The following is a 21,167-nucleotide window of genomic DNA, read 5'->3' as shown; positions in this document are numbered from 1 at the left end:
AGAATCATATTTTGCAATGAGAACAGCAAAAATTAATGAAAGGACGAAAGCAACATGAACCCACTATTCAGTAGTTTGAAACGCTGGTTACTACTCATTTATACAATATTTGCTACCATTATTACAGTAATTTATATCATGTTTAATTCAACTTTTTATAAATTAGATTTGGTTAAATACAACAATGATATTGATTATCATAATAAGATGAGTTCAATTTTATCAAAAGGGTTACTTCAGCTTAATGGTAATTTTGCACAGCTAGATTCGTTTTTATTAATTTTTGTCTATGTACTAGGAATTTTGATTTGTTTTATTTCCTTACTATTAAATTGGAATACTTATAACAAAAGAACCTATACACCATTAATATCCATGTTAGGCTTTTGCTTACCCTTGACAAGTTCATAATGGAGAAAATATTCTTTGGATGGTATTACTGGGTTTAATAATTGCATTTGTAGGTAGTATTTTCTATATTTTTGCAATTGGTAAGACATACAATTAAAAAAATGATAAATTTTATGATGTTTTTGAGTAATACTTAAATAAAAGTAAAAACCCAGTCTCTGATGATATGTGAATCAGAGACTGGATTTTTTATTGTACAAAAGAATCTAAGTATTCGCAAACTTCAATCCTTGATGGAATAAATTTCCCGTTCGCGCTCGGGAACTCAATCATGATAAGCAAATGAGTTTCTGTATTCCATATACCTCTAATTTACCATTAAAAAGTTAACAAAAGTAATCAATAAGTTAAAGAATGAATGAAATACGATAGAGTCTGTTAGTATTCTTCTACGATGATAGATAAACGTTACCGCCAAACTCATAGGTAGATAAATAAGAAAAACCCAGCTATAGCCACTATGCATAAATGTAAATAATAAACTGGAAAAAACAAATGCAATTTTATTATTGCTAAATATTTTATAAATCGATGCTCTAAAAATACTTTCTTCAAGTATTGGGGCAAGTAATGCAACTCCTAAGATTTTGCCAAACCACAACAATGAACCCATTACACTATCTATTGCTATTTGGTTATCCATTCTTCCCAAATGATGGAACTGTATAAACTGGCTAAATAATATGTCTAATGCAACTGAAGGTATTATCAGTATTAAGATTAATATAATATTCTTCCACTCTAACGTTCTCTTAGCGTTTTTGTAAAATCCATTTTTTATGCCTAACATTATAGCAATTAAAATAATCAACAGACCAATTAAAATGAAATTCACTGTAATTTTATTTGCAACTCCAAATAGATTTTGCCTTTCATTTTCATATTCTACGTAATATAAAGGTACTTGTGAAAGAAATAGTAAAAATAGTGCTAATATAACTGTTTTAGATTTATTCCAAATATTTATCATTTTTCCTCTTAATTTTTATTTAAACGCAAACTAAGGGAGAAAAGTCCTCCCTTAGTAAAATTTGCCTTATTGATTCTTTTAAATTGTGTTACAAAAACTTGAGTGAGTTTTCATCAAAATGTGAACTACACCTATACTATAACTACTTTGAAAAGTTGTCCATTACTAAAGATACAAATTTCTTATTTAAAATATCAATAAGCTTATCTCTCTTTATTAGTTTTCTCAACAAGCATCACTAGAAAATAAATCTAGGTCTGTCAACTCACATTTATAAGCATAGCTCAATTTTTTCATCAATCAATTAATTACTTATTTTTATCGGAAAACGTTCTCTCTCTTTTCAAAAATCTAAATCGCGACCTACTTTTTTTCACTTTTGTATCAAGAAAATCCTTTTCTCTTAAATTTTCTTCAACATCTTTAATTATAGGTTCTTTCATAATTCTTCGGTCATTAACATCTTTAAAGTTGAACCCAAAACCCATGGAAATTCCCTCCTTTTAGACTAGTGAGTAGCATTATAAAAGCTACTATATGCGTCTGAAAAATTAGATTGTTTCAAGCTCCACCACCAAGGAGTTGATTGTCCTCTCCAACCAGGCATATCTGGAATTGGTAAATAACCACCACTAATTTTTTCAAGTTCTTCATCTATAATAACTTCAAAATTCAATTGATTTTCCATTTGTGATTCTCATTTATATTTTATAATGTCATTATACTCTGATTAAATCGAAAACGCAACAATTTTCTCACAATTCAAAATTATCACTAATAATACATAATGCTTAGTTTCCCTTTCCCATAACTTTATCTAAAAACTTATTTCAATTACTTTTTGGATAAAATTATAGGGAAAGGTAATCAGTAGAATCGATAACATTTGTTAATGAATTTATTACTTGACTTAACTATAATAAATTTATCGAATTAAAAGGGAGAAGGCTTGCAGTATATCATGAGTGCTGGACCATATACTTGGTATAAAGATACTAGAACAGGAAAAACAATATGTAAAAACAAACAACTGACACAGCAAGTCATACATTTGGTGTAATGGCAGAAGGATGGGGCAAAACATTCCACTAATAAAAAAAGATATCCGAGGTTTAAAGTTTATGAAAAAGAAAGTCGATACAGAAAAACAAATTACTTCTTGGGCATCTGGCTTAGCTTCCAAAAATGAAACAAATGTTCAAGAAAAATTAATACTATCTTCTTATATTCAGAACATCGAAAACCATGTTTACTTTCCAAAAGCAATGATTTCTTTAGAAAAAAATTATGAGACCAAAATAATATTTGCGCCTTATCAAAAGAAGTTAATCAGTTTTATTTTAAAGTTGTTGAAGTAAATCAAAGAAAAGCCTGGATGGTAGGTTTGATAGTTTAATTATCATAGAATTATTGATTCTAATTTTATTGTTTTAAGAAGCTCCTTTGTAGAGGAGCTTTTTTTATCTTTTCATAAGTAGCATCTAGTATCATTTGATAAGTGTACAAATTCACATTTTTGCCCAGAAAGCGCTTGCATTTAGTTTGGAGTAGGAATACAATAAAAGTATAGAAATTAAAGGAGATGGCATTATGAAAAACATAACAGATTTTGAACAACTATTTTTATAAAACTTCAATGAACTTACAGAAGAAGAATTATTGCAAACAAATGGAGGGGGTTTGATCGATTGGGTTATGAAAAATCAAGGAACGATGCACGCAATTGGAGATATTTCTACTCAACTTGAAGCTTTAGGCGGACATGGACGTTAATATGAAAGTAAAACATGGGAATGTTATTGTAGATGCTTGGAAAATTTCCAAGCAATATGACGAAGATTGGGTTGTTGAGGGATTTGAGACCAGAAAAATATATTGGCAAAAAAATAACTCTGACCTCTTGTGTGTTCCTCAAGCCTGGTCAACAGCAGTTGGAAAACTAGGAGAATATTTGGTTTACAAAGATAAAGAATATCTAGTTGTCTCAAATAAAACTTTTAGTAAAGAATATGTTCTTTTTGAGAATTAATAATTAAAAGCTCTTTTTAAAGAGCTTTTTAAGATGAAAGAAATTTATATGTGATAGATGAATTTTTAAAAGAAATAAATAAAGTAATTCCACTAATTAAAAATAACGTTATAGTTGATAAAATAAAAGAAATAAAAAAATCCGAGACTATTTTGCTAAACTGCTTAGAATATTACCAGAGAACAACACTTGGTTTAGTAATGATAGTAAAAAATCAAGAAGACTTGGTTTCTGATGTTCTTAAAACAGCCAAATCTTTTAACTTAGATAGTTATGTAGTTGTTGACACAGGTTCTTCTGATAAAACAGTTGAAAATTTATTGGAATTAAATTTTGTCAGAACAGAGTATTTACATTGGGAAGAAAATTATGGATTAATGAGAAATAGAGCAGCAGAATTTTCATCAATGGATTGGGTTTTGACCTTAGATTCTGATGAAGTATTCTTGACTGAGCCCTTAGATTTAAAAGTTTTAGTATCAGTTTTATATATTGTATTAGAAAAACCTTTTGCAATAAATTTTGAACAACATTATAATAAATCTTCAAAATATGGTATCCCTGATCGTATCTATTCTCGAAAAACAGAAAATTTTGTTGGCTTGGTACACGAGGAGCTGCGAAATAAAGAGACAAAAGAAGCTGTAATGAGTATTGATACTAGAATTCAAATAATAAATAAAGGTTCTGAAACAAAGCAGGTGATTAAATTTGATAAAGAAGAAAGATATAAAAATCTTTTATTTCAGATGATTGAAATAGAGCCTGATAATCCTAGATGGGTAGCTTTTCTCTCAAATAGAGCTATTGAAGCTTTAATAATTAATGGACAATATGAAAAATTAATATGTAAACATTTATTTATAACCAATAAATATTCAAAACGGATAGGGAATTTAAAAATTCATAAATATACTAAAATGCTACTGGAAAAGTATATTTCATATTTAATTTTGTGGAAAAACTACGACAAAGCCAATGAACTATTGAAAGTTGGTTTATTATTATATCCGAATAATATGGCATTCATATTTTTCAAGGGAATGATTCAAATTGAGAGTGTTAAAGATTTAAGTAAAACTTATCTAATTAGAGATTTAAAAAAATATATAGAATCTGATAAGCAGACTCTATGTGATTCAAGCTATAGAGATACCTCAAGTTTAGAATTAATTATTGCAGAACTTAATGAGCTTGCTGGTAAAAAGAAAGTGGCTAAAAAAATTATAACAGAAATTAACGATGATAATTTGAAATATTTTTGGGATCAATGGAATGATAATCTTTAGGAGCAAAATCTTTAAAGTGATATTTCTTATTCCAACATCCGATGTAATTTATAAATGAAAAAGATAGGCGAAAATCTTGCCTATCTTTTGGTTAGTAGAATGAGACATTGGTCATATGAATATCGCTACATTGTTATTAATATCTTAGACAAGTTAAATTCTATTCTATTCACCTATATTTAGTTTATGATAAGTAAAGATTAAACTTACTGTGATAACTTATTTGCTTTCAAAGTTTGACCATCCATACAGAGAACCACCAGTACCTGGATTTACCAACATTCTTTTCTGTGCCTCTGAAAAAAAATACTGCACATCAGATGAATGAGCAAGATACTGCAAACTAGAAATCAATTCACTAATTTGAGGATCAAAATTTCGACCACTTTCAATATTTTTTTTAGCTATCAAAAAACATTTTCTTTCTTCAATCGAAAGTTTATCTCTAGATAAAATTTGATTAATAATGTTGAATAAATCTCTCTGGTTATCTTTTAAATTTGGAAAAATATATTTTGTCATTTTAACCTAAACCACCCATCCATTTAGGTAATTGTTTGGGATTTCCATCATTATGACCATTGAGCCAATGAAGAACATCATTCATGCTTTGGTTATTAGGGTATCCTCCTCCAACAATTTTGGCAAGTTCGTCATCAGAAATAGCCTCAAAATTTAATCGATTTTCCATAATAATCTCCTTTTCTTAATATCACTATTTTAATACTATTCGTTCCATCTTTCATTAGCATACGTTACACATCAATGTTGTCTTAATATTATTCTATTTTTATAATTAATCAAGCCTACCTATCTATACTATAAGGTAAGAGTAAATCACTATTTTGATAGATATATATTCTGATAAGGGTTCATTTTTGAAGGGGATGCTTGTTGTAACTAATTTTTTATTCTCATGTCTAAAATTTTTCACAACACTATTTTCTTCATTAAAAAAACACAATAGTGGAAAAATAGGAGAAATGGAGCGAGTGGTTAAAATCAGCTCATAACTTAACAGTTATGGCTATTTTATATCTAGTTTTGAATTTTTTGAAAAAAGTTAAGAGAAGGTAAAATGAAGAAAAAATCCACTTCCTTATGTGGAGGTGGATTTGATTACCCAAATATAAATTTCTCAAAGGTAGAGAAAAAGGTAGAGATTCAATTGATTTTTATTGAAATGTAATGAAAGTCAAGTTTTTTCAAACACCTCTAAATCAATATTTTACAAGTCTATTGACTCGTAACGAATCCTTATTTAACTTCTTTAAAGATTACGTGTTTACTATCTTAGGTTGTTTGAATCGCTGTAATTCAAGGGTTTTAAAATTTAATTTTATTAATCTAGAAAAGGTTGCCATAAAGGTTGCCACGAATTAAATTAGGAAGATAACTCCTCAATTTTGTTAAGAAAGATATTGACTGCATCTGCTTTCTTTTTAGGTGCAAGTTCCGCATAAATATCCATTGTGGTTGCAATTGATTTATGCCCCATCCTTACTTGGAGTTCTTTCCAATTTGCTCCAGCATTAAGCATTATAGAGGCATGGGTATGCCGAAAAATGTGGAAACCATAATCGGGCAAATCAAGATCTCTCAGACGCTTTTTAAGTGTCACTCTTTCATTCCTGTCACACATGTAGTTCCCATAGATAGTTGGAAAAATTAAATCTGATGTTGCAAGGTTATTTTTTTTGAAATATTGATTCATCTCTTCATGAAATTCTTTAAGGTGGTTTAAAGTGTCGAGAGGAACTGGGACACTCCTACAGCTTGAGTCAGTTTTAGGTGTTGGTTTACAAATAACCTTTCCTTTGATCCCTAGCTGTTTGTTTGCTCTTTTCCACATTAAAGTTTTATTGACCAATATTTCTGAGTTTTTGAAATCTAAATCGTTAATTGTCAAAGCGAGTAACTCATTGATACGGAGTGCAGAACAAAGTAAGGTATCACAAATTATTTTAAATCTCCTGTTTCCTCTACTTTCTTCTAGGACATTGAGAAAATTCAGCCACTTACTTAAATTATCATCAGTTAAAATCATGATACGCTTTTTGTTCGCTTTCGGCTTTGGAGGTATTTTTACGGTTTTAGCTGGGTTAATTTTGAGTCCAAAATTAGTTATACCAAAGTCAAAAATATCTGACAATTTATGAACAATGGCTCCAAAATCCTTAGCTTTCCCCTTTTCAGAATAATTTTTTCCAGAATTTAGAGAGTTTTGCGCATTTAATGCTAGCTCATTCACCCAAATTTGTATATCTGATGGCTCTATTTTATTTGGCTGATACTCTCCGAATCGAGGAATAATGTAAGTACTCAGATATCCTTGAACTCTATTCAGAGTATTCTCAGATGAAGCCCATGTTTCGAAACTAACAAACCAAACTTCGGCTAGATCTTTAAAGTTGGTGATTTTGACTTGCTCTTTTCTTGTTGAACCATATTTTTCAAAATCTAATTTTGCCGTTACTATTTTCCTATCAAGAGCCCTAAGGGTTTTAGCTGTAATTGTCGTTTTTACGGGTTTTCCTGTCTTCGAGTCAATACCAAGATATACACTTTTTTGTGAATAAGAGACAGAACTATCATTTTTAATAGTTTTAGTTACCTTTTTATCGTTATGTACGATTATTTCTTTTTGCATGGAGTAGGTCCTTCTTGTTGAAAAGAAAGAGCTAAGATAGTTGTATAATCCTCCTTTGATGAATATATCTATTTTAGCACTTTTTTCTTAATTGCTTAAAAATGAGATAACATCCTCAATTTTATAAAAAGCTATTCTAGTATTTTCGATTGGAGGTTCTAATCTTTTCAAGCCTATAAGTTCCCATGATTTCAAAGTATTTGGTGATATATTTAATTGTTTTAGAAGTTCTGTTTGTGTCAAGATGGACATAGAATTTTGATGTGAGTTGAGCTGTTTTATCATTTCAATTATAAGTGTTAATTGAATTTCAATTTTTAAAGTAAGATCATTAATCATATTTATTCCTTTTCTGTTAAAATAAAGGAGATAAGTGTAGAAAATACATTTATCCCAACAGACTAGAGTCATCTGACAAGGTTGCCGCCTTAATGTCAGATGGCTTTTTATTGATGGTTTTATCATTGTTTAAAAGTTTAGCAATACAACTCCCAAGAGCCTTATTAAGTGATTTCTTTTCGTGCAAAGGCTTTTCAAGGAACGTTGGTCTCCCATTATTTTTTTTTCTTTCAATAGAATTGACGGTGTATAAGCGTTCTTTTTTCCTTGAGAAATTTCAATCGTAAGGCTTAATCGACGCATAAACTGATTGAGTTCCTCAGATTCGCTGATTTGATAAAAAAACTTTGGGGTGAGATTGGGGCAGTAATAATGATAAGATGTGAAGAAATTGTTTTATTATGATAGCGGGCCGCGCTTTTTGAAATGCGCTCAGGATCTAAGACCTTTAACCAGTTTTCTGCTGTCATACTCTTTGCTCTTAAATCATCTAAAATAACAATCTGCTCTCCGGTATATTCATCAAAAGGGTTCGTTGAAGCTGTGGTATAACTTGTCCAATTTTCACATCCTCTTACTTTAGTCTTGATGGTCTCGCCCAATGTTTCGGCAAACCTGGATTTTCCTGCATTGGATAAGCCATAAATGTACAAAGTGGTTAGTTTTAGTTCACCAGATTTGATTGCTTTTTTTGTTTCGGCTTCAGCTTTGAGTAAATAGCCCTCAAAAGCTGCTTGGAATTCCATTATATGACGTTGATAAAGAAAGAGAAAGTCAGGGTTTTCAAGAACTTGTTCTCGATTGAGCGCTCCTTCTCGAATGGCTTCCAATAAAATCGGAAGCTGTTCGTCTTTTTTCTTTCCTTTGGCGACGATTGCTTGATTCTTCCAGCGTTTACGATGTTCTTCTTCATAGGCCATATAATTGAATGTACCAAAAGTGGAGACTTCTTTAGGGGAATATTGGTATTTTGTCTTATCTTTGGCGTGAATAAGATAGGCTAATAAATTTTCCTCGGCGTATCGGCCTCGTTTAGCTGTGTCAAGATACTGAGGTTCTAGTCCTAAGGCGAGTGCCACGACATTAATATCCTTTTTCTTTTCAAACTCTACTATGGCATGGATATGAGGAGGTTTTGGGGTGATTTGATCGAGTTGTAAGTCCTTATCGTGGATGATAGAGGCGAACTTGACTAATCCTAAGGGGATAAGGGCCCGAAAGATCTGTTTTTGGAATGCTATGCTATCTTTGAAATCAACGGTGCTAATATCTGGGTTTTGCCAATATTCCTTTTTTAAAAATTGAGTGATATGAAATCTAATATTTTGAATTTGAGTTTGCTGTACCATTAATGCCTTTCTTTAGTTTTAAGTGAAATCACTTTTCTATTCTATTAGACTTATGAATTAGACTTCCTTTTTTAGGTTTACTTTCATAATTTTTATAGGCTTATTTTCTGTTTAAAATTGAGTGGTGGTCCATTTCTACAAGCCCTTGTCCCACCCTCGGATAAGTCTTTTAAATATCCTATCAATAAGTATAATAGTTTTAAAATTATTTTTCGTTTTGATAGGCATTCTTATTGGGACTCCGTGCGCAAGGTGATGGGGGATTATTAATATTCATAGTTATTCTAACCTTTCAAAATAGTCGCAAAAGCTTTGATCAGTGTCGCATTTTCCACAAGATAGGAGGTATAGCCTGTTTCAATACTCGTAAGAGAAGAGTACTCAATTTCAAATAGACCGGGTGTTGCGAAAGTACTGGCAAATTTATCCTTATCAAAATGCATTCCGAGATCATTCCAGCTTTTCCCTCCAAGAGTTTGACATTTAATCCACCCTTGTTCTTTTTTAGTAGATACTGCAACTACTGCAACGTTAATTTTATTTGTCATTTAATGACCTTTCTATCAGCTTTTTAAGACAATCAGTGTTTGGTCTTTTTAAATGGCTGGTTGCTTGCTTGGCGATTCTGCCAGCAGCACCAGCCTTTAATTTTTAAAATTAGCTTGACAATGCCAGCAATGATTCGCATGACGTTCAAAGGAACTAAAACGATAGTTTTCATTCTCATTAGAAATAAATTTATGAATGGCTGGGAGAAGTGCTTCAAGTGCTTCGCTTGTGAGATGATCTCTAGGGACTGGAACAATTACAAAGAGCTTATCGCCTCGAACATCTATGATGATTTTGGCAATTGCTTTGTTTAAAGCTCTAACTTCAGGATTTCGTTCTCCTGTCAAGTTTCCCTTTTGTAAATTTTTTCGAACTTCGAGTTGAAAAAAGCGATGCTTTACTTTAGAGCTTTGTCTTCGACTTATAAAAAGGCTTTTGTAATTCTGATGATTTGCTAGGCTGGCGATCACAATACTTGAGAGATAGATCAAAAAGGAGCTAAATGTCAATTTAATAAACAGTGGTAGTAAGGGATTGAGCCAAGTAATATTTATAAAATGGATAAAAATTGTAAATGTTAAATTGAGGATGAAAATTCCCCTAGAGCTCCAGATCAAGAAGTAGTACTTCAAAAAAAAGTAGCGCAAATCGAAGTTGTGTGTCTTTGTATTAAAATATTTCATATGTAAAACCTTTCTAATTTAAGGAATATGTTGGTGTTAAGAAGGGGAGAATTGTTGTTTCATTGATTCCTCCATCTGCTACGGCAATGATTCCTGTCCCTACTCGACCGTCATGTGGGACTACAATCCCCGAAACACTACCATCGAATAGAAATTGAGCCGTGGCATCAGAGACCTTTCCCAGGAGTACCGCCATTCCAATTTGTGAGCGAGTTGTACTAGAAATGGAGTCAGCGACGCTGTAGCTCTGCCCTGAAAAGCAAATCCTTACGGAGGTGGCTCTGCCTAGAACACAGATAATATTGATCAACCGGTCAAATGTTTGGATGACAGGTTTTGAGGTTGCTAGTCCTTTTAAAGCAATAAGTTCATCTATAAATATATAATAGGGCTTGAGGATCGTGCTGGGTTGCTCTAATAGAAGACTTTGTCTTTTATAAATTGTATCAACAGCCATTGCTAGTTCTGCGTTAACAGAATTTAGAAATTCATCTGTATTCCCTTTTTTGAGAGGGGTTAGACACCGTATCTTTAATTTCTGAGCCATTAATGTCAAATCTGCCATCTTTGGGTCAATGGCTACGCAGTCTGCGAATGAATTGAAGACAGTCATGAGGAAATTAATAAATGTTGATTTACCACTACCAACCATACCTTGCACCGCAATGACAGGGATTTTTGACATGTCTACAAAGTAATTTTCCATTAGTTTTACTTTGTATTGGCTTTGTTTAATGATGAAGTGATCCAAGTTATTGATATGTAGGCGTTGAGGAGTTCCGTTTAAGTATGGATAAGCGAATGCACGTGCTTCTGAGAAATCGACTCCGGTCCGGGCGATTAACTTCATATTAATAGGTTTGATGAGGCTCACTGCTGGAAATAAGCCAACATTCAAGGTTTGATAAATATCAAAGTATAAACTTTCAGTCAAAGGGACTGCGGAAGGGGTTTGGATGATGATTAGAATTAATTGTGTTTCTTGATCAATCTCAACTGAGAACCCATTTGAATAAGTGGAAAGTGCTCCAATCAGTGGAGACATATTCATTAATCGGATGGTGTAATCCTTAAGTGTTTGGATGGAAATTGAACTCATTTTTGTTGCTCCTTTAATCATTTTTTATTAATCTACTAAGTCCATCATAGGGTTTTACCCTTATGATGATCTATACTCTCATTATTACAAATTAAAATAGGAATATAAAGGGAATTAAATTTAACTATTTATTTATAAACTGCGAGATATCAGCGTTTATATAAAGAGATATACGAATAGTTTACGTAGATATAAAGAAAGGGTAAAATGTGGCTGAATTGATTAGAAAAAAAGCATTATTTGTTCTAAAATTCTTTCTTCTCAGTGGAGATATATTCATTGATCGGATGGTGTAATCCTTAAGTGTTTGGATGGAAATTGAACTCATTTTTGTTGCTCCTTTAATCATTTTTTATTAATCTACTAAGTCCATCATAGGGTTTTACCCTTATGATGATCTATACTCTCATTATTACAAATTAAAATAGGGATATAAAGGGAATTAAATTTGACTATTTATTTATAAACCGCGAGATATCAGTGTTTATATAAAGAGATATACGGATAGTTTACGTATATATAGAGAAAGGGTAAAATGTGGCTGAATTGATTAGAAAAAAAGCATTATTTGTTTTAAAATTCTTTCTTCTCAGTGGAGATATATTCATTGATCGGATGGTGTAATCCTTAAGTGTTTGGATGGAAATTGAACTCATTTTTGTTGCTCCTTTAATCATTTTTTATTAATCTACTAAGTCCATCATAGGGTTTTACCCTTATGATGATCTATACTCTCATTATTACAAATTAAAATAGGAATATAAAGGGAATTAAATTTAACTATTTATTTATAAACCGCGATATATCAGTGTTTATATAAAGAGATATACGGATAGTTTATGTAGATATAAAGAAACGGTAAAATGTGGCTTGGTTCGTTTTTATAGCGATTGCTTATTAAGGCTCAGTCACTTTTTAACTCCGCAAAAATTAAATTAATTTACAAGGTTTTTTTACTATGGTATAATTATCTCATCTTATATAAAGAATAAAAAAGGAATCGTTTTTATTATTTACTGATAAAAACCCTTTTATAAAGGGGTTAAATATATTATATGAGAAATATATAAAGAAAAAGAGAGTGTGGAAAGTGGAAAGTGAGATGTTTACCGTTCCTGAGATAGCGGAAATTGGGTATAAGAAGTTTGAAATTGATACAGAGGACACAGAGGCCTTTCAAAAGCAAATTCGTAAAGTGATAGAAGAGAAAATAAAAAACGGAAACGAAATTTTTCAACCAATTGGTAAAAAGAAGTCAACAAAAAAAGCTAAAAATCCTGCAAGAGCCTATCGTCAAGAGGTTAAGGACTCTATTATTGACGAAGAGCTGTTTGACTACTTGCGGGAACAATCTAAGAAAGATATAATTGAACGTTTTAAGAGCCGCTCAGATTACGATAGCGAAGCTTTGGCCATGAACGCTGACTTTCAGGAATTTGTTGAAAAACAGGAGTTCCCAGAAGAAGTAGGACGCTGGGAGGGTTTGACTGAAGCTCATCCTAGAGTAAAAGATAAAAGAGCAAATATTATTTCAGAAGCACTGTTTGCTTACTTGTCTTCTAATCGATTTTCTTATTCAACAAAAGAAATTTCATCTTTCTTACCCATTTTTGACCCTCTGTTCATAAGGGAAAAACTATTTTTTGAAAATTTTGAATTAGATCTAAAAGGGTTAGTGAGTGACATGAATCATTATGATAGCTTATTCGAATGCCAAGGAGATTTATCGGGGAAGGATCGGCAACTTGAGGATAAACTTAAGGATTGGAAGAGTTATGCTTGGTTAAAAAATAAATGAGGGTTAAGATGGACTAACTTTCAGTCAATTAGGATAAAAAAAGAGAAAACAAAAAAGAAGTTTACGGCAGATGTAGTGACCCCCAAAAGATAGACTTTTCAAAAATATGAAAGGTCTTTTATTATGACAAAATATTCATTTGAACTAAAACTAAAAGTGGTTCAGGATTATGATAACGGTGTAGGGGGGTGTGATTATTTAGCCAAAAAGTACCATGTCACGAACGAAGCGATTGTCAGGCGTTGGGTCAAAGCTTATAAAGAATTAGGGGCGGTTGGAATTCAGCGTAAAAGACAAAATACAGTTTATTCAACACAATTCAAACTTAATGCGGTAAACTTATATCTAACAAGTGAAAAGTCATATAGAGAACTAGCTCATGAATTGGGAATGAATAATCCGCCACTCCTTACACGATGGGTGTCAAATTATCGCAAAAAAGGGGAATTTGCCTTTTCTAATGTTCAGGGGCGACCTAAAAAAGAGTCTGAATTGCTTGAAATAAGTATTAAGAAAGCGAAAGATATGGTGAATGAAACAGAGCAAGAACTTGCTAGGCTTCAAAACGACAATCTTAATTTAAGGATGGAAGTTGAATATTTAAAAGGGCTGAGGAGATTACGGCAGGAACAACACAAGAGGGAAAATCCCGAGTGGTCTGTGAAAACTCCGACGAGAATTCAAGTTCCCACTTAAGCAACTCTTAGCCATTTCTGAACTTTCTAAAGCAACTTATTACTACTGGGTCAATCGTTTTGAACGTCCTAATAAAGACGAAATGATTGAGCAAGTCATGCTTGAAATACGTCAAGAACACACTAATGCAGGGTATCGTCCAATGGTTGAGCTATTAAAACAACGTGGAATTTATGTTAATCACAAGAAAGTTCAGCGCTTGATGAAAAAACTTGGGCTTCGTGTGACTACTTTTTGGCATAAATCTCGTAAATATAACTCTTACAAAGGTAAAGTTGGGACTGTGGCTAAGAACAAGCTCCACAGACGATTTAACACTTCTGTACCACATCAGAAGATAACGACAGACACCACTGAGTTCAAATATTACGATAAAGGGGTTCAAAAGAAGCTTTATCTCAACCCCTATCTTGACCTTTTCAACAACGAAGTGATTAGCTATGAAATCTCTAAACAACCAACCTATCAAGCTATTGCGACAGCACTTCAGGAGGCTTTAGAATTAACTTCTGATTGTCTCTATCGTCGTACTTTCCACTCTGACCAAGGGTGGGCATATCAGATGAAAAACTATGTTTTTAAGCTCAAATCACAAAAAATAATCCAATCTATGAGTCGCAAAGGTAACTGTCATGATAATTCAGTCATGGAGAACTTCTTTGGCTTGCTTAAACAAGAAATCTACTATGGTCATGTTTTCAATTCATTTGAAGAACTTGAACAAGCGATTACTAAATGGATTCACTATTACAACACGAAACGAATTAAGAAAAAATTGAACTGGATGAGTCCAATCCAATATCGTTTAACTTATTCAAAATAACAAAAAAAGACAAAAAATTATTCTTGTCTAAAAAGTCTAGCTTTTGGGGTTCACATCAAGATTTGGTAAACTTCTTTTTTATCATTTATTTTTTATTAAATTGCTCTAATACTTTTTTAATCCACAATATTAATATATAGGATTTTTTATTCTTGTAATTAATAGAAGGTTTAAGATAGAGTTAAGGCGATAACTTTCAGGAAAATTTTAATTTTTCTGAAAGTAAAGTTGAAAAAAATACTAAATGATTAAACTTATATCTTTATTTATACGTAAAATTTCTTGCAGTTTAAAGTTTGAAACCCATACCTTCACTTGCATTAGTAGGTTTTGTTTTATATAATATATTAATATAGTATAGAAAATTAAAAAAAACACCAAAATGGTTTAACTTAAGCAAGTTTTGATTTAATTTTTCAGAAAAATTAAGGTTTTTCTTACAGAAGTTAATAAAAAGAGGGTTATATTTATGAATGATTTATTTTACCATCGTCTAAAGGAACTAGTTGAATCAAGTGGTAAATCTGCAAATCAAATAGAAAGGGAATTGGGTTACCCTAGAAATTCTTTGAATAATTATAAGTTGGGAGGAGAACCCTCTGGGACAAGATTAATAGGACTATCAGAGTATTTTAATGTGTCTCCAAAATATCTGATGGGTATAATTGATGAGCCTAATGACAGTTCTGCAATTAATCTTTTTAAAACTCTAACTCAAGAAGAGAAAAAAGAAATGTTTATAATTTGTCAAAAATGGCTTTTTTTAGAATATCAAATAGAGTTATAACAATAATAAATTTAGGGAGTTTTTCTTATTAATATGATGAAAAAAGGAATTTTTGTAATTACTATAGTGATATCTATAGCTTTGATAATTGGAGGTTTTTATAGTTATAATTCTAGGATAAATAATCTTTCAAAAGCTGATAAAGGAAAAGAAGTTGTAAAAAATAGCAGTGAAAAAAATCAGATAGACCTTACCTATAAAAATTATTATAAAAATTTACCAAAATCAGTTCAAAATAAAATAGATGATATTTCATCCAAAAATAAAGAAGTTACTTTAACTTGTATTTGGCAATCTGATTCAGTTATTTCTGAACAATTTCAACAAAACTTACAAAAATATTATGGAAATAAGTTTTGGAACATCAAAAATATCACTTACAATGGCGAAACTAGTGAACAATTATTGGCTGAAAAAGTTCAAAATCAAGTATTGGCGACTAACCCTGATGTTGTTTTATATGAAGCTCCACTTTTTAATGATAACCAAAATATTGAAGCAACAGCCTCACTGACTAGTAATGAGCAACTTATAACAAATTTGGTTAGTACAGGAGCAGAGGTGATAGTTCAACCCTCTCCACCGATTTATGGTGGTGTTGTGTACCCCGTACAAGAAGAACAATTTAAACAATCTTTATCTACAAAATATCCCTATATAGACTACTGGTCTAGTTACCCAGATAAAAATTCTGATGAAATGAAGGGGCTATTTGCTGATGATGGAGTTTATAGAACGCTAAATGATTCGGGGAATAAGATTTGGCTAGATTATATTACTAAATATTTTACAGCAAACTAATTAAGTTATAAATAACAATTATTAAATATTGGAGAAGAAATGCAGGAAACACAGGAACAGACGTTTGATTTAAGAGGGATTTTTAAAATTATTCGCAAAAGGTTAGGTTTAATATTATTTAGTGCTTTAATAGTCACAATATTAGGGAGCATCTACACATTTTTTATAGCCTCCCCAGTTTACACAGCCTCAACTCAACTTGTCGTTAAACTACCAAATTCGGATAATTCAGCAGCCTACGCTGGACAAGTGACCGGGAATATTCAAATGGCGAACACAATTAACCAAGTTATTGTTAGTCCAGTCATTTTAGATAAAGTTCAAAGTAATTTAAATCTATCTGATGACTCTTTCCAAAAACAAGTTACAGCAGCAAATCAAACAAATTCACAAGTTATTACGCTTACTGTTAAATATTCTAATCCTTACATTGCACAAAAGATTGCAGACGAGACTGCTAAAATATTTAGTTCAGAAGCAGCAAAACTATTGAATGTTACTAACGTTAATATTCTATCCAAAGCAAAAGCTCAAACAACACCAATTAGTCCTAAACCTAAATTGTATTTAGCGATATCTGTTATAGGCGGACTAGTTTTAGGTTTAGCCATTGCTTTATTGAAGGAATTGTTTGATAACAAAATTAATAAAGAAGAAGATATTGAAGCTCTGGGGCTAACGGTTCTTGGTGTAACAACTTATGCTCAAATGAGTGATTTTAATAAGAATACGAATAAAAATGGTACGCAAATGGGTACTAAGTCAAGTCCGCCTAGCGACCATGAAGTAAATAGATCATCAAAAAGGAATAAAAGATAGGAGTTCAGGATGGCTAAAAATAAAAGAAGCATAGACAATAATCGTTATATTATTACCAGTGTCAATCCTCAATCACCTATTTCCGAACAATATCGTACGATTCGTACGACCATTGATTTTAAAATGGCGGATCAAGGGATTAAAAGTTTTCTAGTAACATCTTCAGAAGCAGCTGCAGGTAAATCAACCGCGAGTGCTAATATAGCTGTTGCATTTGCACAACAAGGTAAAAAAGTACTTTTAATTGATGGCGATCTTCGTAAACCGACTGTTAACATTACTTTTAAAGTACAAAATAGAGTAGGATTAACCAATATTTTAATGCATCAATCTTCGATTGAAGATGCCATACAAGGGACAAGACTTTCTGAAAATCTTACAATAATTACCTCTGGTCCAATTCCACCTAATCCATCGGAATTATTAGCATCTAGTGCAATGAAGAATTTGATTGACTCTGTGTCCGATTTCTTTGATGTTATTTTGATTGATACTCCACCTCTCTCTGCAGTTACTGATGCTCAAATTTTGAGTAGTTATGTAGGAGGAGCAGTTATTGTTGTACGTGCCTATGAAACAAAAAAAGAGAGTTTAGCAAAAACAAAAAAAATGCTTGAACAAGTTAATGCAAATATTTTAGGGGTTGTTTTGCATGGGGTAGACTCTTCTGAGTCACCATCGTATTACTACTACGGAGTAGAATAATTGGAATAAACTTGAATCAAATAAAAGAACGAAATTCGTAGGCTAGGAGAGAAAATGATTGATATTCATTGCCATATTTTACCGGGGATAGATGATGGGGCTAAAACTTCTGGAGATACTTTGACAATGCTGAAATCAGCAATTGATGAAGGGATAACAACCATCACCGCTACTCCTCATCATAATCCTCAATTTAATAATGAATCACCGCTTATTTTGAAGAAAGTTAAGGAAGTTCAAAATATCATTGACGAGCATCAATTACCAATTGAAGTTTTACCCGGACAAGAGGTGAGAATATATGGTGATTTATTAAAAGAATTTTCTGAAGGAAAGTTACTGACAGCAGCGGGCACTTCAAGTTATATATTGATTGAATTTCCATCAAATCATGTGCCAGCTTATGCTAAAGAACTTTTTTATAATATTCAATTGGAGGGACTTCAACCTATTTTGGTCCACCCTGAGCGTAATAGTGGAATCATTGAGAACCCTGATATATTATTTGATTTTATTGAACAAGGAGTACTAAGTCAGATAACAGCTTCAAGTGTCACTGGTCATTTTGGTAAAAAAATACAAAAGCTGTCATTTAAAATGATAGAAAACCATCTGACGCATTTTGTTGCATCAGATGCGCATAATGTGACGTCACGTGCATTTAAGATGAGGGAAGCATTTGAAATGATTGAAGATAGTTATGGTTCTGGTGTATCACGAATGTTTCAAAATAATGCAGAGTCAGTGATTTTAAACGAAAGTTTTTATCAAGAAAAACCAACAAAGATCAAAACAAAGAAATTTTTAGGATTATTTTAAAGGGATTAAATGGAGTAAATAATGGAAGTTTTTGAGGAAGCCGCATCACCTGAATCGGAAGAGCATAAGTTAGTAGAATTAAAAAATTTTTCTTATAGAGAGCTAATTATAAAAAGAGCAATTGATATCCTAGGAGGATTAGCAGGTTCAGTTTTATTTCTTATTGCGGCTGCATTACTTTATCTCCCTTACAAAATGAGCTCAAAAAAGGATCAAGGGCCAATGTTCTATAAACAAAAACGGTATGGAAAAAATGGTAAAATTTTTTATATTTTGAAATTTAGAACAATGATAATTAATGCTGAGCAGTATCTAGAGCTACATCCAGAAGTTAAAGCCGCCTATCATGCCAATGGTAATAAACTAGAAAATGATCCCCGTGTGACGAAGATTGGTTCATTTATTAGACAACACTCAATTGATGAATTACCACAATTTATTAATGTCCTTAAAGGAGATATGGCATTAGTTGGTCCAAGGCCAATTTTGCTTTTTGAAGCGAAAGAATATGGGGAACGCCTCCCTTATTTACTGATATGTAAACCTGGAATTACTGGTTATTGGACAACACATGGTCGAAGTAAAGTTCTTTTTCCTCAACGAGCAGATTTAGAGCTCTATTATCTCCAGTACCATAGTACGAAAAATGATATGAAGCTTTTGGTACTCACAATTGTACAAAGTATTAACGGATCGGACGCATATTAAAAAATGAAAATAGCATTAGTAGGTTCCAGCGGTGGCCATTTGACACACCTGTATTTGTTAAAAAAGTTTTGGGAAAACGAAGATAGATTTTGGGTCACATTTGATAAAACAGATGCAAAATCTATATTGAAAGAAGAAAGATTTTATCCTTGTTATTATCCCACAAATAGAAATGTAAAAAACACGATAAAAAATACCATTCTTGCATTTAAAATACTTAGAAAAGAAAAACCAGATTTGATTATTTCGAGTGGTGCTGCGGTGGCTGTTCCTTTTTTTTGGTTAGGTAAACTATTCGGTGCCAAGACAGTCTATATTGAAATATTTGACCGAATCGATAAACCAACCTTAACAGGAAAATTAGTTTATCCAGTTACTGATAAGTTTATAGTCCAATGGGAAGAGTTAAAAAAAGTTTACCCTAAAGCAATTAATTTAGGAGGAATTTTCTAATGATTTTTGTAACTGTTGGAACTCATGAACAGCCTTTTAATCGACTAATCAAAAAAATTGATGATTTAGTCAGGGAAGAAAAAATTACAGAAGAAGTCTATATGCAAATTGGATATTCTTCTTATATCCCTAAGCATACTCAATATTCAAAAGTTATTGGCTATAAGGAAATGAATAAATTAATGTTGAAATCTGACATAATAATTACTCATGGTGGGCCATCAACGTATATGCAAGTCATACAAATGGGAAAGGTCCCCGTAGTTGTTCCACGTCAGCTAAAATTTGAAGAACATGTGAATGACCATCAATTACTGGTAACAAAAAAGGTCTTAGAAAAAGGATACCCACTCATTATGTGTCAAGATGTTGAAAATATATTGATAGACATGGAAAAAGTAAAAAAAATGAAAAGCCATTCTAAAATTACCAATAATGATGAATTTGTAAAAAAATTTATTTTAGAAGTAGGTAGAATATTTGAGTAGTCTTGACATTATAGTTCCTTTTTATAACGATGCCAAAGGAATACATAAATTATTGATATCTTTAGAGCAATTCAGTGGTTATACAACAATAATTATTATCGACGACAATAGCGATTATAATCAGTATCAAGAACTTATTAATATTTCGAAAGAATATAATAATGTAAAAGTTTTAAAAAATGATTCGGGATGTAAAGGTGCAGGAAGTTGTAGAAATTTAGGTATTTTAGAGTCAAAATCACCTTGGATGATGTTTGCAGATAGTGATGATCATTTCTTAAATAATTCTTCTAGTATTGTTGAGTATTATTTATCTAAAAATTATGATATGGTGTATTTCCCACCAATATCAAGTGATGAAAACGGGAATATAGGACACAGACATGATACTTATTTAGGTTATTTCAAAGACTCAAGTGGAAAAGAATTAAGATATAAACTTCCAGTTGTATGGTCCCGACTATTTAATTCTGATTTTATTAAATCCAATAGAATAAGTTTTGAGAATACAATTGTTAGTAATGATCGTATGTTCTCATTAGTAGCAGGGGTATATGCTAAAACCATTAAAATTGAAGATAAAAGTATATATAGCTGGGATTTTAATAGTAGTAGTTTAACTACAAAAATGTCTAAAGATAGGTTCAAAGTAAATTTAAGTGTTTTTGAGAGAGTAAACAAATATTTAAACAATAATCTTTCGGAAGTTGATTACAAAAAATATTCTGAAACAGGATTGAAGTTTTTAGCCATGTCACTTTTTAGATATAAATATGGTGTAATTTTCACAATACGAATTTTAAACTCTTTTCTACAGAAGAAGATACCGATAATAAGCAGAAAAGATTTAAAAAGGTTTAAAACGTTCTTTAGAAACAACAAATACTATTCAGAATAGAGTT

At 31.7% G+C, this 21,167-nt stretch carries 25 protein-coding genes and 2 pseudogenes; 16 read left to right on the top strand and 11 right to left on the bottom strand.

The window, feature by feature from the left end; all coding sequences use genetic code 11:
- Positions 1–54: 54 nt before the first annotated feature.
- Positions 55–411: a transporter gene (locus HFD15_RS05360; RefSeq protein WP_235586237.1), complete on the top strand. Its 357-nt coding sequence runs from the start codon at positions 55–57 to the stop codon at positions 409–411.
- Positions 412–718: 307 nt separating this feature from the next.
- Here HFD15_RS05360 and HFD15_RS05355 read toward each other — a convergent pair whose 3' ends face one another.
- From HFD15_RS05355 to HFD15_RS05345, 3 genes are all read right to left on the bottom strand, one after another.
- Positions 719–1,381 carry a CPBP family intramembrane glutamic endopeptidase gene (locus HFD15_RS05355; RefSeq protein ID WP_021214959.1) on the bottom strand — a complete coding sequence of 221 codons (663 nt, stop codon included), beginning with the start codon at positions 1,379–1,381 and terminating at the stop codon, positions 719–721.
- A gap of 308 nt (positions 1,382–1,689) precedes the next feature.
- Complete coding sequence (locus HFD15_RS05350; RefSeq protein WP_058208203.1) at positions 1,690–1,869, bottom strand: hypothetical protein; 180 nt, start codon at positions 1,867–1,869, stop codon at positions 1,690–1,692.
- Positions 1,870–1,889: 20 nt separating this feature from the next.
- On the bottom strand, positions 1,890–2,069 hold the full coding sequence (locus HFD15_RS05345) for a lactococcin family bacteriocin (RefSeq protein WP_023163574.1): 180 nt from the start codon (positions 2,067–2,069) through the stop codon (positions 1,890–1,892).
- A gap of 273 nt (positions 2,070–2,342) precedes the next feature.
- On the opposite strand from HFD15_RS05345, the gene HFD15_RS05340 reads away from it, so the two are divergent.
- The 4 genes and pseudogenes from HFD15_RS05340 (at position 2,343) to HFD15_RS05325 (ending at position 4,699) form a co-directional block, all read left to right on the top strand.
- Complete coding sequence (locus tag HFD15_RS05340; protein ID WP_223848594.1) at positions 2,343–2,441, top strand: lactococcin family bacteriocin; 99 nt, start codon at positions 2,343–2,345, stop codon at positions 2,439–2,441.
- Between the two features lie 61 nt (positions 2,442–2,502).
- Positions 2,503–2,777 (top strand): annotated as a pseudogene (locus HFD15_RS05335) (hypothetical protein).
- Positions 2,778–3,155: 378 nt separating this feature from the next.
- Positions 3,156–3,410 carry a hypothetical protein gene (locus tag HFD15_RS05330; protein ID WP_023189493.1) on the top strand — a complete coding sequence of 85 codons (255 nt, stop codon included), beginning with the start codon at positions 3,156–3,158 and terminating at the stop codon, positions 3,408–3,410.
- Positions 3,411–3,460: 50 nt separating this feature from the next.
- Positions 3,461–4,699, top strand: coding sequence for a glycosyltransferase (locus HFD15_RS05325; protein ID WP_058208205.1), 1,239 nt, complete (start codon positions 3,461–3,463; stop codon positions 4,697–4,699).
- 219 nt (positions 4,700–4,918) lie between these two features.
- Here the strand turns inward: HFD15_RS05325 and HFD15_RS05320 are convergent, their stop codons facing one another.
- The 8 genes from HFD15_RS05320 to HFD15_RS05285 all read right to left on the bottom strand — a co-directional run bounded on the left by HFD15_RS05320 (position 4,919) and on the right by HFD15_RS05285 (position 11,389).
- The gene (locus HFD15_RS05320) at positions 4,919–5,221 is read right to left on the bottom strand and encodes a hypothetical protein (RefSeq protein WP_003132256.1); all 303 of its coding nucleotides are present in this window, start codon (positions 5,219–5,221) and stop codon (positions 4,919–4,921) included.
- Between the two features lies 1 nt (position 5,222).
- Positions 5,223–5,390, bottom strand: coding sequence for a lactococcin family bacteriocin (locus tag HFD15_RS05315; RefSeq protein ID WP_003132257.1), 168 nt, complete (start codon positions 5,388–5,390; stop codon positions 5,223–5,225).
- A gap of 693 nt (positions 5,391–6,083) precedes the next feature.
- Positions 6,084–7,349 carry a site-specific integrase gene (locus HFD15_RS05310; RefSeq protein ID WP_167593268.1) on the bottom strand — a complete coding sequence of 422 codons (1,266 nt, stop codon included), beginning with the start codon at positions 7,347–7,349 and terminating at the stop codon, positions 6,084–6,086.
- Between the two features lie 87 nt (positions 7,350–7,436).
- A complete protein-coding gene (locus HFD15_RS05305; protein WP_023163579.1) occupies positions 7,437–7,688 on the bottom strand; it encodes a hypothetical protein in 252 nt (83 codons plus the stop codon).
- 290 nt (positions 7,689–7,978) lie between these two features.
- Positions 7,979–9,037: a Rep family protein gene (locus HFD15_RS05300; RefSeq protein ID WP_167593269.1), complete on the bottom strand. Its 1,059-nt coding sequence runs from the start codon at positions 9,035–9,037 to the stop codon at positions 7,979–7,981.
- A gap of 284 nt (positions 9,038–9,321) precedes the next feature.
- A complete protein-coding gene (locus tag HFD15_RS05295; RefSeq protein ID WP_014571793.1) occupies positions 9,322–9,585 on the bottom strand; it encodes a hypothetical protein in 264 nt (87 codons plus the stop codon).
- Between the two features lie 96 nt (positions 9,586–9,681).
- The gene (locus HFD15_RS05290) at positions 9,682–9,933 is read right to left on the bottom strand and encodes a hypothetical protein (RefSeq protein WP_167593270.1); all 252 of its coding nucleotides are present in this window, start codon (positions 9,931–9,933) and stop codon (positions 9,682–9,684) included.
- A gap of 349 nt (positions 9,934–10,282) precedes the next feature.
- Complete coding sequence (locus tag HFD15_RS05285; protein WP_167593271.1) at positions 10,283–11,389, bottom strand: hypothetical protein; 1,107 nt, start codon at positions 11,387–11,389, stop codon at positions 10,283–10,285.
- 1,069 nt (positions 11,390–12,458) lie between these two features.
- Between HFD15_RS05285 and HFD15_RS05280 the strand changes: the two genes are divergently transcribed.
- From HFD15_RS05280 to HFD15_RS05230, 11 genes and pseudogenes are all read left to right on the top strand, one after another.
- Positions 12,459–13,166, top strand: coding sequence for a hypothetical protein (locus HFD15_RS05280; RefSeq protein ID WP_167593272.1), 708 nt, complete (start codon positions 12,459–12,461; stop codon positions 13,164–13,166).
- A 123-nt stretch (positions 13,167–13,289) separates the two neighbouring features.
- Positions 13,290–14,685: pseudogene (locus HFD15_RS05275) on the top strand (IS3 family transposase).
- 469 nt (positions 14,686–15,154) lie between these two features.
- Positions 15,155–15,472 carry a helix-turn-helix transcriptional regulator gene (locus HFD15_RS05270; RefSeq protein WP_003131262.1) on the top strand — a complete coding sequence of 106 codons (318 nt, stop codon included), beginning with the start codon at positions 15,155–15,157 and terminating at the stop codon, positions 15,470–15,472.
- Positions 15,473–15,505: 33 nt separating this feature from the next.
- Positions 15,506–16,273 carry a polysaccharide biosynthesis protein gene (locus HFD15_RS05265; RefSeq protein WP_167593273.1) on the top strand — a complete coding sequence of 256 codons (768 nt, stop codon included), beginning with the start codon at positions 15,506–15,508 and terminating at the stop codon, positions 16,271–16,273.
- Positions 16,274–16,312: 39 nt separating this feature from the next.
- Positions 16,313–17,092 carry a Wzz/FepE/Etk N-terminal domain-containing protein gene (locus HFD15_RS05260; protein ID WP_167593274.1) on the top strand — a complete coding sequence of 260 codons (780 nt, stop codon included), beginning with the start codon at positions 16,313–16,315 and terminating at the stop codon, positions 17,090–17,092.
- Positions 17,093–17,101: 9 nt separating this feature from the next.
- The gene (locus HFD15_RS05255; protein WP_167593275.1) at positions 17,102–17,797 is read left to right on the top strand and encodes a polysaccharide biosynthesis tyrosine autokinase; all 696 of its coding nucleotides are present in this window, start codon (positions 17,102–17,104) and stop codon (positions 17,795–17,797) included.
- A 54-nt stretch (positions 17,798–17,851) separates the two neighbouring features.
- Complete coding sequence (locus HFD15_RS05250; protein WP_032490719.1) at positions 17,852–18,616, top strand: tyrosine-protein phosphatase; 765 nt, start codon at positions 17,852–17,854, stop codon at positions 18,614–18,616.
- 21 nt (positions 18,617–18,637) lie between these two features.
- Positions 18,638–19,324 carry a sugar transferase gene (locus HFD15_RS05245; protein WP_167593276.1) on the top strand — a complete coding sequence of 229 codons (687 nt, stop codon included), beginning with the start codon at positions 18,638–18,640 and terminating at the stop codon, positions 19,322–19,324.
- Positions 19,325–19,327: 3 nt separating this feature from the next.
- Entirely contained in the window at positions 19,328–19,777 is a 450-nt protein-coding gene (locus HFD15_RS05240; protein WP_014608337.1) for a PssD/Cps14F family polysaccharide biosynthesis glycosyltransferase, read from the top strand.
- Positions 19,777–20,265 carry a glycosyltransferase gene (locus tag HFD15_RS05235; RefSeq protein ID WP_038598588.1) on the top strand — a complete coding sequence of 163 codons (489 nt, stop codon included), beginning with the start codon at positions 19,777–19,779 and terminating at the stop codon, positions 20,263–20,265. The genes HFD15_RS05240 and HFD15_RS05235 overlap by 1 nt, the downstream gene beginning before the upstream one ends.
- The gene (locus HFD15_RS05230; RefSeq protein ID WP_167593277.1) at positions 20,258–21,163 is read left to right on the top strand and encodes a glycosyltransferase family A protein; all 906 of its coding nucleotides are present in this window, start codon (positions 20,258–20,260) and stop codon (positions 21,161–21,163) included. The genes HFD15_RS05235 and HFD15_RS05230 overlap by 8 nt, the downstream gene beginning before the upstream one ends.
- The last annotated feature ends 4 nt before the right edge of the window (positions 21,164–21,167 follow it).

Origin of the sequence: Lactococcus sp. EKM203L (genome assembly GCF_011800585.1) — a bacterium.
GTDB classification, from domain to species: Bacteria; Bacillota; Bacilli; order Lactobacillales; family Streptococcaceae; genus Lactococcus; species Lactococcus lactis.
This window is presented reverse-complemented; position numbering and strand designations above follow the sequence as displayed.